Source organism: Clostridium sp. DSM 17811, assembly GCF_018861905.1.
Lineage (GTDB): Bacteria > Bacillota > Clostridia > Clostridiales > Clostridiaceae > Clostridium_AD > Clostridium_AD frigoriphilum.
Genome location: NZ_JAHLDU010000050.1, coordinates 1 through 11,507 on the forward strand (window position 1 = coordinate 1; position 11,507 = coordinate 11,507).

17 protein-coding genes and 2 pseudogenes are annotated in these 11,507 nt (G+C 29.9%); all 19 read left to right on the forward strand.

The window, feature by feature from the left end; translation table 11 throughout:
- Nucleotides 1-726 (forward strand): annotated as a pseudogene (locus KPL44_RS24080) (hypothetical protein); the annotation flags it as partial.
- A gap of 2 nt (nt 727-728) precedes the next feature.
- Nucleotides 729-1,061: a hypothetical protein gene (locus tag KPL44_RS24085; RefSeq protein ID WP_216255779.1), complete on the forward strand. Its 333-nt coding sequence runs from the start codon at nt 729-731 to the stop codon at nt 1,059-1,061.
- A gap of 1,021 nt (nt 1,062-2,082) precedes the next feature.
- Nucleotides 2,083-2,250, forward strand: coding sequence for a hypothetical protein (locus KPL44_RS24090; protein ID WP_216255781.1), 168 nt, complete (start codon nt 2,083-2,085; stop codon nt 2,248-2,250).
- Between the two features lie 30 nt (nt 2,251-2,280).
- Nucleotides 2,281-3,354 (forward strand): hypothetical protein, encoded by a 1,074-nt coding sequence (locus KPL44_RS24095; protein WP_216255783.1) that lies wholly within the window; start codon nt 2,281-2,283, stop codon nt 3,352-3,354.
- Nucleotides 3,355-3,367: 13 nt separating this feature from the next.
- Nucleotides 3,368-3,691 (forward strand): hypothetical protein, encoded by a 324-nt coding sequence (locus KPL44_RS24100; RefSeq protein ID WP_216255786.1) that lies wholly within the window; start codon nt 3,368-3,370, stop codon nt 3,689-3,691.
- A 9-nt stretch (nt 3,692-3,700) separates the two neighbouring features.
- The gene (locus KPL44_RS24105; RefSeq protein ID WP_216255788.1) at nt 3,701-4,243 is read left to right on the forward strand and encodes a hypothetical protein; all 543 of its coding nucleotides are present in this window, start codon (nt 3,701-3,703) and stop codon (nt 4,241-4,243) included.
- A gap of 101 nt (nt 4,244-4,344) precedes the next feature.
- Complete coding sequence (locus tag KPL44_RS25635; RefSeq protein WP_253201931.1) at nt 4,345-4,608, forward strand: hypothetical protein; 264 nt, start codon at nt 4,345-4,347, stop codon at nt 4,606-4,608.
- Nucleotides 4,609-4,610: 2 nt separating this feature from the next.
- Entirely contained in the window at nt 4,611-4,727 is a 117-nt protein-coding gene (locus KPL44_RS25640; protein WP_253201932.1) for a DUF4176 domain-containing protein, read from the forward strand.
- A gap of 66 nt (nt 4,728-4,793) precedes the next feature.
- Nucleotides 4,794-4,943, forward strand: a complete 150-nt coding sequence (locus tag KPL44_RS24115; RefSeq protein ID WP_216255789.1) for a hypothetical protein — start codon at nt 4,794-4,796, stop codon at nt 4,941-4,943.
- A gap of 12 nt (nt 4,944-4,955) precedes the next feature.
- Nucleotides 4,956-5,342 carry a hypothetical protein gene (locus tag KPL44_RS24120; RefSeq protein ID WP_216255792.1) on the forward strand — a complete coding sequence of 129 codons (387 nt, stop codon included), beginning with the start codon at nt 4,956-4,958 and terminating at the stop codon, nt 5,340-5,342.
- A gap of 24 nt (nt 5,343-5,366) precedes the next feature.
- Nucleotides 5,367-6,251: a nuclease domain-containing protein gene (locus KPL44_RS24125; RefSeq protein WP_216255794.1), complete on the forward strand. Its 885-nt coding sequence runs from the start codon at nt 5,367-5,369 to the stop codon at nt 6,249-6,251.
- Between the two features lie 77 nt (nt 6,252-6,328).
- Nucleotides 6,329-6,556, forward strand: a complete 228-nt coding sequence (locus KPL44_RS24130) for a DUF3791 domain-containing protein (protein WP_216255796.1) — start codon at nt 6,329-6,331, stop codon at nt 6,554-6,556.
- 244 nt (nt 6,557-6,800) lie between these two features.
- A complete protein-coding gene (locus KPL44_RS24135; protein ID WP_331703091.1) occupies nt 6,801-7,436 on the forward strand; it encodes a nuclease domain-containing protein in 636 nt (211 codons plus the stop codon).
- Nucleotides 7,437-7,502: 66 nt separating this feature from the next.
- Nucleotides 7,503-7,742 (forward strand): hypothetical protein, encoded by a 240-nt coding sequence (locus tag KPL44_RS24140; protein WP_216137362.1) that lies wholly within the window; start codon nt 7,503-7,505, stop codon nt 7,740-7,742.
- Between the two features lie 406 nt (nt 7,743-8,148).
- Complete coding sequence (locus KPL44_RS24145; RefSeq protein ID WP_216255800.1) at nt 8,149-9,504, forward strand: SH3 domain-containing protein; 1,356 nt, start codon at nt 8,149-8,151, stop codon at nt 9,502-9,504.
- A 129-nt stretch (nt 9,505-9,633) separates the two neighbouring features.
- Entirely contained in the window at nt 9,634-10,071 is a 438-nt protein-coding gene (locus KPL44_RS24150; protein ID WP_216255810.1) for an HI0074 family nucleotidyltransferase substrate-binding subunit, read from the forward strand.
- 1 nt (nt 10,072) lies between these two features.
- The gene (locus KPL44_RS24155; RefSeq protein ID WP_216255802.1) at nt 10,073-10,369 is read left to right on the forward strand and encodes a nucleotidyltransferase family protein; all 297 of its coding nucleotides are present in this window, start codon (nt 10,073-10,075) and stop codon (nt 10,367-10,369) included.
- A gap of 121 nt (nt 10,370-10,490) precedes the next feature.
- Nucleotides 10,491-10,718, forward strand: a pseudogene (locus KPL44_RS24160) (Rpn family recombination-promoting nuclease/putative transposase); the annotation flags it as partial.
- The gene (locus tag KPL44_RS24165; protein WP_216255804.1) at nt 10,702-10,845 is read left to right on the forward strand and encodes a hypothetical protein; all 144 of its coding nucleotides are present in this window, start codon (nt 10,702-10,704) and stop codon (nt 10,843-10,845) included. The pseudogene KPL44_RS24160 and the gene KPL44_RS24165, both read left to right, overlap by 17 nt.
- Nucleotides 10,846-11,507: the final 662 nt, after the last annotated feature.

Sequence of the window (11,507 nt, forward strand, 5' to 3'; positions counted from 1 at the left end):
AAAACAGTGTCATCAGTATTGAAAGATCCAGTTATACTAGCAGAAGGAATGGCACAAAGTGCATCAGATACTGTGGAGGAAAAAGGCATTGCATATTCTACTTCATATGTGCTTGGAGGAGTGCTTTTAACTAAAGGACTTAGTAAAGTTAGTTCGGTGTCTAAGGTTGGGGAAGTTGTAGATGTAGAGAAGAATGTATTGAAGGTAGATGTGGGTGGAGACAATGCTAAATTTACATATAAGAATAATCCCATGGATAATCCTAAGGCAGCAAAAGATATAATAGAAAATCAAGATGCTGTATATAGCTATTCACCAAAGCCTGATTCAATACGTATAGGAAAATTTGCAAATAAGATAGACTGGAGTAATCCCAATCAAGTAGGAATAGCAAAGCAAGTTAGACTAGAATATCATAAGAATAATCAACAAATGCTAGATAATCTTTATAGTAAAGGTTATTCAACTGAAGGAATAGCACAAAAAATGGTTAATGAGCGTAATGCCAATAGGTTAAACAGTTACCTACAAAGAGAAGATATAGAAGGATATGAAATGGCAAAGAAAAGTAATTTAGATACTTATCAAAATGCAGAGGGACCAACACCGGAGTCTATGTTAGAAAAATATGGTTCATGGGAAGGGGTTATTAATGCATCAGTGAGTAGTAATCCAGGAATGGATGCTTGCGTTGGTTTGTATGATATATATCATGGAGGAGATTAAAGATGATTTGGGAAATTGAAGAAAAAGAAGATGTAATGTGGTATACAAGCGATGTGTGCAAATTAAAATTAAAAGAAAGTGAGAATAAGATAAATATTTGGTTGAATTATAAGGGGTATAATATTATTATGTCAATGGGAATGTGGGGATTTGATGAGGAAGTCTCTGAAAGGGGAATTAAGTACGATATAGGTGGAGATAGCATGGAAGAGTGGTATTTCATTCTAGAAAAGAAAAATTTACGACTTTTTGTCGATCTAGTTTACTTTTTTATTAAAGAACATAATGCTGACAAGATGATAAATATCAATTTAGGTATTAAAAAGTGGAGTTAAATGTAAGGTTGTAGTTTATTATATGCTTTAAGTGTGGAACTGATTAATTTTAATCAGATAATGTTGATGTAGAAAACTTACTAGTTAATAATACCATTGAGAATTTTTTTGAAAAAGATAGAATATTAATAGCACATTTTGATGCAATAAATGAAACATTGTAAAATTATAGTGTTATTTAAAATAACGTAAAAGATGAACAATAATATGTAGTAGTATCATATATATAACAAGAAGATAATAAAAGTTAATATATAGTATAACAAAAACATAGTCAGTGCTTCTAAGTGAAGATGCATGGGCTATATTTTTACCTGAAAATTGAAGTGAGTCAAGAATTAGTAACCAATAAACGGATTTGCTAAGTATCATACATTTATTGGAATGGGATCCATGGCTATCAAACGTATAATTCAATAATATTACAATATACTTATAACTATTTTTTATAGAAATTGGGATTATCCATTAATATAATTCTACTTTAAAAGCAATGTTAATAATTTTAGACTAAATTAACCTAACTTTAATTAGCAACATTAGCCAGTATGGAGAAACAGGTGATTTTATTAGTAAAATCGAATCAGAATTCAGAGTTATTTCTTCGGGATTATTAAATAATTGGAAAGATTTATTAAGTGGAGATAAACAATGGATAGACGAGTATACTGTTAATAGATTCGGAGGAAAGCCAGACAAAGTCGAAGAAAACATAACGCGTGTATTAGATGGATATCTTATATAATAATTATATATTAGCAACAGAGATTGTCAGTTTCATTTTCAAACTCTGAAAGGGGTCAGACCCTTGGCGAATATGGAATAAAAATAAGAATAAATAAGGAGAGAATCGTCAGAAATGATGGTTCTCTTTTTCTGTTCACTACAAAAGAATTCTCCTATGCCTCACCAAATCATCTTTCCATCCATTACAATAACTGCTTCTAAATGATTTAACATATTTAAATAAGTCGTTAATTTCCAGCTCCGGCGGAGATGATTTGATGGGTACATAAGTGAAATGCAAGATATCATAAGACCAGTTAATTCATCTAGTATGATGCAGGTAGATAGAAATGATATATGGTGGAATATGGAGTCTATATTTAGGGCTTGCGATGAAGTTGGTATCCTAAAAATAAATGTTGGAACGGGTATGAGTTTGCCAAACTTATTTCAAAGCGATTAAGAGAAGGCAAATGTACAAAAGAACAGTAATATGATGGAAGACATATGCGATGACATAAAATATTGTTATAATAGATTGAATGACAACAAAGATGATCTAAAAAATATATATGATAAAAAAGTAGTTCCCTATGAGAACAAGGACGATGAATATAGCAATAAAGCAGGAAAACTTTATTTTAAATACACAAATACTTGGGAGAGTACTGTTGAGGAGGTTAAAGATTTTGGAATAACCGGAATAGATTTAGGAAAAGGATTGGTAAATTTAGCAGGGGATGTATTAAAGGGCGGATATGGTCTAGTAAAAGGTGCTGTAGTAATTGCAGGCGCAGGTGTTGCAATGAAATCAATGATGGAAACAGGAGATGCACCTGATTGTTTAAAGAAATGTATTACTGAAACTAAAGGATACGGTAAAACAGTGTCATCAGTATTAAAAGATCCAGTTATACTCGCAGAAGGAATGGCACAGAGTGCATCAGATACTGTAGAGGAAAAAGGCATTGCATATTCTACTTCATATGTGCTTGGAGGAGTGCTTTTAACTAAAGGACTTAGTAAAGTTAGTTCGGTGTCTAAGGTTGGGGAAGTTGCAAGTAAAGGTGACGGGTTATATACTGAATTAAATAAGATTAAAGATCCTGATAAAGTATATAAATATTTATCAGATAAATCAAAAACAATGGACATTTCAACAGAAAAGAATAAATCAATTTTTTATGCAGGACAAATTGAGACTACAAGTGGAACATTAAAAGCAAGAAAATTAGCTGAGAGCTATGCAGATCAATTGTATAAAGATAAAGGGGTAGTTAAACTTACTTTAGAAAGAACAGATGGTTGGAAATGGATGGATGGTCTACAACTCTATCAAAATACCCCATCAGGGTTGAAGAAATATGAAAAACTAGGTTTAACTAAAGAGCAAACTGATGATATTTGGAGTACCCTTCCAAGTAGGTATGCTGATGGGACAAGTGGATCTGTTACTGCATTCACAAAGAATGTACCAGATGAATTTAAATCAAAAACAATATTTTGGACTACTGAATTACCGCAGCTTAGAAATAATGCAAAAGTAGCACACATAAATATAAGGTAGGAGAATTGAATATATGAATAAAGAATATCAAAAGCATTATAAGATAACAGATGATGGCAGAGATGAAATAAAATATGAAGATTCAAGTTGTTCTATTATATTAACAGTCGCTGATTTTAGAGATAAAGTTTGGTGGATTAGTGCAAATAATGTTCTAAACAAGAATAGTGGACAATTAGAGAAGATAACGAGGGATCAAAAGTATGAAGTATTCAAAAGGGTATCAGCATATGCTATATCGCATGGGGTTGAAGGAGTGTATACAAAAGATTTTAAATTTATAAATATTGATATAGAGAGCATAGATTATTTTAATAATATAATTGGGGTAAAATAGGAGGATATAGTGGTTGAGGTGAAGAACAATATTATGATAAAAATGGGCTGGAAATATTTAAGCTATATTAATGGGGAGGAAAAAATTGTTTTCAAAATTGAACCAATGGTTGGAGAAGCAGATATTATTTATACTCCAAATGATGAAATATGGAAGGCATGTGATTCAAAGTGGGCAAGCCAAAACAGAAAAAAAATTCTAAATGATATTAAGTCCGTAGAGTGGAATAGAAATATAGCATTTAATGAATGTAATATAGGGCTAAAATGTATGCCAGTTGATAAAACGGAGATTGAAGAAGGCACTATGGAATCAACAAAAGCGGCAAAAGAATTTCAAACCCTTTATTTATTTGATCCAGATAAGAAAGTAGAAAAAGAACAAGCACATGAGCTATGGTGTACTTTAGAAAAGAGGTTTGCGAAAGGAGTAGAAGGAAAAGTAACTATATATGCAAATTCTATAATAGAAAATAGTGTATTTAATAAGATATCGATTGTAACATTACTAGAAAATGATAAAGTAATATTGAATATAGTTGACAACAAATAGAAAATTTGAAATTATAACACAACTAAGAATAGGGTCAATGTTTCTAATAAAAGAAGCATTGGCTCTATTTTTATGTATAACAATTGAGAGAAGAAATAAATATGAATGAGATAAACATATTGCTTATACAGTGGCTTGATAATCTGAGATATTTAAGTGATAATGATGTGGTTAATAGTGTTATTTACTCCAGGGAAAATGACAAACATATATTGACTTATGAGGATGACAGAATGGAATTTACATATTTACAAATAAAAGAAATCATATCTGTAATGATCGATCTTCTAGAAAAAATACATCCATTAGGAACAGTGGTTCAATTAAAAAATATTTTCAATATGCGGGAGTTGTATATCCATTAGGCATGGTTGACGCGGGGAAAGCAATACAGTTTACATCAGAGCTTATAGAAAAAGTAGTCCACGTAGGTTATTCTGATGAGCAGGAAGAAGCATATGTTTATCTCCTAAAAAAGAAGTAGTTATAGATAAAAAGATGCATTCTTATGGGTTGTAAGCAAAGGATGAACGTGAAAACTTTGAAATAATTGAAGTGCAAAAAAAGTATGACTAAGAATTTTCATCAAATGGATTTTCAAAATGCAGTTAAAAAAGACAGATGTGGTGAAATAGTAGATGATATGATAAATAATAGTAATAGATTAATAAATAAGCTAAGGGGTTACAATTTTAGTTAGGGGGAAAAGAGATTGAAGAGAGATATAAGAATAAACTATTCAGTCTTAGAGCGGATAAGTCTTAATATTAAAAAATATAAGACGGCAATAGAAACAATAAAGGAAGTACTAAGGTTTGTTAATAACAAATTGGAGGCTGAAAACCAAGGAGAAGCAATAGAGGCATTAAAGGAAAATTATTCTGAGCTGGAGGGGGATCTTGAAGGATGCCAGGAAGAGCTTAATGATTTGTATACAATATTTGATGGGTACATAAGTGAAATGCAAGATATCATAAGACCAGTTAATTCATCTAGTATGATGCAGGTAGATAGAAATGATATATGGTGGAATATGGAGTCTATATTTAGGGCTTGTGATGAAGTGGGTATACTAAAAATAAATGTTGGACGGGTATGAGTTTGCCAAACTTATTTCAAAGTGATGAAGAGACGGCAAATGCACATGCTGCAAAAGGGACTAAGTATCAATAGTAATATATTTTCATTATCAATGAAAGAACTTAGTTTATTATATGAGTATTGGTGTTTTATTAAGATAAATTCGCTACTTAGAAAGAGATATAAGCTAATAAGTACAGACTTTATAACTATTAATAGAACTGGAATATTTGTATCACTAAAAAAAGGCGTAACGTCAACACTAGTATATGAAAACCCTAATACAAAGGAAACATTTAAGGTCAGTTACAATGTTTTTAAATCACGAAAAGCTAGTAACTTAGCATATAGAATTGAAGGTAGTAAAACAGTAACACAAAAGCCTGATAATATATTATCTATAAATAAACTTGGTAGTGATAAGGCTTATGAGTTTGTATTTGATGCAAAGTATAAGATAGAAACATCAATAGAGTACCAGAAAAGTTATGGTGGCATTGGACCTAAGGAAGAAGATATAAACACCATGCACAGGTACAGAGATGCTATAGTGTATAAAAACAATAAAACAGGGGCCTATAACAATTGTGTTTTTGGAGCATTTGTATTGTTCCCATATAAGGATGAAGAGGGATATAAAAGTCGTGACTCTTATAAAAGAATAGAAGAAGTAAATATAGGTGGTATTCCTCTTCTTCCATCAACTACAGGACTTATGGAAAAGTTCTTAGTCAAGCTAATAAATGAATCTTCATATTCAACTTTTGAAAGATCACTTGAGCCTATAGGACGGGAGAGTTATATAAAAGATGAATACTTTAAGGATAGAACGGTTCTTGTAGGGTCGCTGAGAAATAAAGAGCAACTTGATATAAATCTAAAAGGTAAGTTTTATCATACTAAATGCAGCAATGTTTATTTCACATAAAAATAAATTTGGGTATCTATTAAATTGAAAATTAACTATAATAATAGTATATAAACTAATAGTGGAGAGTGATTAAGATGTTAAAAGACAGAGATTTAAATAAAGTTAGATATATGGTAGTTTGCGTCAATGAATTTGCAGATAGATTAAATATAAATGGAAAAGAAGCTTTTAATTATCTTAATAAGCATAAAGCTATTAATTTTTTGCTGAATAATTATGAAATAGAGCATACTTTAAGTATTGATGAGGCTGTAGATGATATGGTCATAGTATCTAAGAATAATGGGGGTACTATACAATGATTTTATATCATGGTTCTAACATTATAATTGAAAAAATTGATTTAAAGGAGTTGTCTTAATCAGAAAGAGGTATAACTTTTATTAAAAAAAATTGCAAGAGTATGAAGTTAAATCTAGCATGATAAATAAATGCTAGATTTTTTGTTTTTGTTAAGAATGTTAAAGAGTATGTAAAAGCTAATATAAAGTAGAATATGAGGTAACGATAGCAAGCTATGGGAAATATTGGAGCTAAGAAGAAGACATAAATACCATGCATAGGTACAGAGATGCCATAGTATATAAAAACAATAAAACTGGTGAATATAACAATTGTGTTTTTGGAGCATTTGCATTGTTCCCATATAAGGATGAAGAGGCATACAAAAATCATGACTTTCATAAAAGTATAGAAGAAGTAAATATAGATGGTATTCCTTTTCTTCCATCAACTACAAGGCTTATGGAAGAGTTCTTAGACAAGCTAATAAATGAATCCTCTTATTCAACCTTTGAAAGATCACTTGATCCTATAAGGCGAGAGAGTTATATAAAAGATGAATACTTCAAGGATAGAACAGTTATTGTAGGGTCGCTGAGAAATAAAGAGCAACTTGAAATAAATCTAAAAGGTAATTTTTATCACACTAAATGTGACAATATTAATCTAGCAGAGCATAATATTAAGTTCATAGCACTAGCACAGTCAAAGAGACAGTTTGCAGGTGAAGTTGGTATAACTTATTATGGCAAGGTAGTAGATATAAAAGTTGTGAAGAGAAATACTATAAAGGAAATACCTAGTGAGTCGGAGGAAGTTGTAATATGCTACAAACAACGCCAAGTGCGTGTTGGAACCTTCTTCACTACCAAAGCCATTTTTAAATTGTATCTTTATTAAAGATGATTTATATTGAAATAAATTTTAATTAATGATAATATATAAATATATGTAGGTGGTGAAAAAATGGATAATGAAATTTTAGATTTGCTAAAAATTATGAATAATAAGTTAGATGAACATACACAAATATTAAGAGCTTTAGAACATGCAAGTGAAATCCACAAAGCAGAAATAGATAAAATTAACCATACAGTTGCAAGAGTTGAAGGTGAAGTTAAAGGAATTAGAGAAGATATCACAGCAGTGGAAATGATAACTTCGAAGAATTGGAATGATATATCAAAATTAAAAGCAGTAAAATAAGAGAGAATCGTCAGAAATGATGGTTCTCGTTTTTATGTCCATAAAGATATACAATTTAATGCATCTTTTTCAAAGCTGGTGCAGCGACCCAGGAGATGATTTAAGGAGAGAACAGTTCTTGTAGGTTCCTTAAAAAATAAAGAGCAACTTGAAATAAAATAGAACTGTAGGGTTACTTGAAAGTTATGCATATATATAAAGTTATTGGAAAATTTGACGATATAGAAAGTAATAGCAAAATGAATATAGGTATGCACAAACATGTATTTTATAAAAACTGTTATGTGCATTTTAATGATGGGAGTAGTAATTTGATAGTAAAGTATATTTTGCTTTTTATTAATGGATTAATTTATATGGACTATAAAATATAACATATATTTAAAATGAATTTTGGAGGCAAATAATGAAAAGAAAATTAGCGTTAGCAACAATTTTATTGACCCTAGCAAGTTCTCATAATGTATTTGCTGATAGTGGTGTAATAAATGTAAGTTCATTAAACTTGAGACAGAAACCATCACTTTCATCCTCAATTTTATCTTTTATCCCCATCAATACGAAGATAAGTACTTTGGGGAAAAGTGGTAACTTTTATAAAGTAACCTATAAAGGGAAAACTGGATATGTGTATAGCTCATATGTAAAAATAGTACAAGCTACTACGGTGGCACCAATTAAATTAGCTAGTACAACCCAAACAGGGGTAGGCAGTACTAAAGTATGGTTTTTAAACGTACGTAAAACAGCAACTACAGGGAATAATATTATTGGTTCAATTAATCCAACAAATAATATAAGTTTATATGGAACTCAAAATGGTTATTATAAAATTAAATATAATAACACATGGGGATACATTGCAAAATCATACGTAAGCACGTCCGCAACTTCAGCAGTTGTTACAATACCGGTGGCATCTAGTACATTAGCTAGTACAACCAAAACTGGGGTAGGCAGTACTAAAGTATGGTATTTAAATGTACGTAAAACAGCATCTACAGGTAATAATATTATTGGTATTATTAATCCAACAAATAATATAAGTTTATATGGAACTCAAAATGGTTATTATAAAATTAAATATAATAACACATGGGGATACATTGCAAAATCATACGTAAGTACGTCTGCAACTTCAGCAGTGGTTACAATACCCGTGGTATCTGGTACATTATCTAGTACAACCAAAACAGGGGTAGGTAGTACTAAAGTATGGTGTTTAAATGTACGTAAAACAGCAGCTACAGGGAATAATATTATTGGTATTATTAATCCAACAATTAATATAAATTTATATGGAACTCTAAATGGTTATTATAAAATTAAATATAATAACACATGGGGATACATTGCAAAATCATGCGTAATTACTTCAAAAGTTATAATACCAGTACCAAGTACAGCTTCTCAAAAAAAATCTCTAATAGCAAATGCAGATAAATTAATTGGAATACCTTATATATGGGGTGGTGCAACAACTAGTGGTTTTGATTGTTCAGGACTTGTACAGTATATTTATAAGAGCATCGGTGTTACTTTACCTAGAACAACTTATCAGCAAGCAGGAGAAGGCAGTGCTGTTAGTATAAATAATCTTGAAGTAGGAGACTTAGTTTTTTTTATAGGTAATGCGCATGTAGGAATATATGTTGGAAATAACAAATTTATAGAATCGCAAAAAAGTGGTACACTTGTACATATAGCTGACTTAAGTGGTTATTGGAGAACATCGTTTGTAACAGGAAGAAGAATACTTTAAAAATTAGGATATAATAGAGATCATAAACCTGGCTGGACGTTAGATTAAAAATTAAGAAGAACTTTAGTTTTAAATGCTATTATTTATGGTAATATAATAAATATATATAACTTAGAAAGGGTGATAAATATTATGGGAATACTAGATAAATATGATGAATCAATAAAATTAACATATAATTATGCATATAGAATATTAGTTCATTTAAAGAATATCATAGATAATTTTAGTAATATAAAAAACCCAGATGATATAACTATGGAAGTGTATAGAGATTCAATTATTAAAAAGTATGAAACACTAGAAGACTTAACTTGGAAGTTACTTTCTAAGATATATAAATCATCTGGTTTAGAGATAAATAATCCAAGAGGGTGTTATAAGCAAGCGTTTAAGGAAGGATTAATTAATGATATAGAAATTTGGAACGATATTTTATTATCAAGAAATTCTAAATCTCATATTTATGATGAGCAAGATTATGAAGAAATTAAAAATAAGATAATAAGTGATTATACAGGTGCCATAGAAGATCTATTAAGTAACCTTTCAAAAGTGGTAATGTGATATGTATGGAATAGATAAAAAAGTATATAAAAGCTTGATTGATTATTTCCTGAATAATAACAATATAGAGAAAGTAATAATATTTGGGTCAAGAGCAAAAGGAACAGAAAATATAAATTCAGATATAGACTTATGTGTAAGTTATATAGGTAAAAGCAAAGGAACTATTGTAGAGGAAATTAATGATGTGATAGGAATATATTCTTGTGATATTGTTTTTCTAAATTCATTAAATGAGAATATAAAAAAACAAATTGATAGGGATGGAATTGAAATTTATTCAACTTCTGCCCACTAGGGCAACTGTTACCTGGGATAAATAGTAAATTAATTAGTTTGAATTTAGAGTGAGCAGCAGTGGCTGGAGTGGTAGCTTAGTGGTGATTATTTTGCCGAAGCCAGTTGGTACTAATAGAGATAATTTTGGAGAAAGAATGTTCCTGTACTTTTATAGAATATGGGATAAGTTCAGATATAAGCATGAAGATAAATCAGAAATAGTGGCTGCTGAAATATATACTTATAAAGGTAATAGCGGAAAGGATAAAAGATATGTTTATCAATTACCGGAGTTAGAAAATGAAATATTAATATATAACTTTAAAACAATTAATGTAGAAAAAATAGAACTTGAAAGAATTAAAGATTAAGGTAAGGATAGAAATAGCAACCGAAATGCTATTAGATGGTGAATCACTTGAGAAAATTAAAAAATATTCGAAGTTAAGTGATGAAGAAATAACAAAGTTAAAAAATAAATTATTTCCAAATTAGTGAGTTGTGCCAACCGAGTTTATTTTCAATGATTGAAAGCTCAAAAGCTTTTGGTTAGGAGCTACTGAAGTATATTTTTATATAATTCAGTAGCTTTTTGTCGTTAGAAATGTAAAAAAGGTACAATTTTAAAATTAATCAAATTCATTTTTGTATACGCCTAAGGTGTTAGTGTAATTATTAAGATTTTCGAATTCTTTATCTCCTATGTTAATTCCTATGGTATGGTCTATTAGCATCTCTGGTGTTTTTTTATATAAGTCTTCATATTGAGAATTATTTATAAAGTCAAGTACATAAAGTCTTTTAACAATTGCCTTGTAAGGAATTCTGTAGCAAATCTTTCAGCCATATGGTCTTCTCTATCAACTATATTTAGAGCTTCTCTGTAAAAGTGTAGAGAGCTTCTTTTTTTATTTTATACAATAATCGCGGAAAATTTTAATTATTCGACAAAATTAAACTATAATATACATAGATTAACAAAATATAAAATAAGATATGGAGCTATAAATATGAATGAGGTAAATATAGATGATAAGGAACTAACGCATAAGTTGCTTATAAAGTGGCTTGATAAATTGACATATTTAAGTGATTTGAAGAGACAGAGGCTTTATGCTATGGCAAGCAATTATTATAATAATACTAGTTTTTTGCTG

What these genes read in the sequence shown, in the direction of transcription:
- KPL44_RS24085 (WP_216255779.1), top strand. Translation starts at nt 729, where the DNA reads ATGATTTGGGAAATTGAAGAAAAAGAAGATGTAATGTGGTATACAAGC.
- KPL44_RS24090 (WP_216255781.1), top strand. Translation starts at nt 2,083, where the DNA reads ATGCAAGATATCATAAGACCAGTTAATTCATCTAGTATGATGCAGGTA.
- KPL44_RS24095 (WP_216255783.1), top strand. Translation starts at nt 2,281, where the DNA reads ATGATGGAAGACATATGCGATGACATAAAATATTGTTATAATAGATTG.
- KPL44_RS24100 (WP_216255786.1), top strand. Translation starts at nt 3,368, where the DNA reads ATGAATAAAGAATATCAAAAGCATTATAAGATAACAGATGATGGCAGA.
- KPL44_RS25635 (WP_253201931.1), top strand. Translation starts at nt 4,345, where the DNA reads ATGAATGAGATAAACATATTGCTTATACAGTGGCTTGATAATCTGAGA.
- KPL44_RS25640 (WP_253201932.1), top strand. Translation starts at nt 4,611, where the DNA reads ATGGTTGACGCGGGGAAAGCAATACAGTTTACATCAGAGCTTATAGAA.
- KPL44_RS24125 (WP_216255794.1), top strand. Translation starts at nt 5,367, where the DNA reads ATGAAGAGACGGCAAATGCACATGCTGCAAAAGGGACTAAGTATCAAT.
- KPL44_RS24130 (WP_216255796.1), top strand. Translation starts at nt 6,329, where the DNA reads ATGTTAAAAGACAGAGATTTAAATAAAGTTAGATATATGGTAGTTTGC.
- KPL44_RS24140 (WP_216137362.1), top strand. Translation starts at nt 7,503, where the DNA reads ATGGATAATGAAATTTTAGATTTGCTAAAAATTATGAATAATAAGTTA.
- KPL44_RS24145 (WP_216255800.1), top strand. Translation starts at nt 8,149, where the DNA reads ATGAAAAGAAAATTAGCGTTAGCAACAATTTTATTGACCCTAGCAAGT.
- KPL44_RS24155 (WP_216255802.1), top strand. Translation starts at nt 10,073, where the DNA reads ATGTATGGAATAGATAAAAAAGTATATAAAAGCTTGATTGATTATTTC.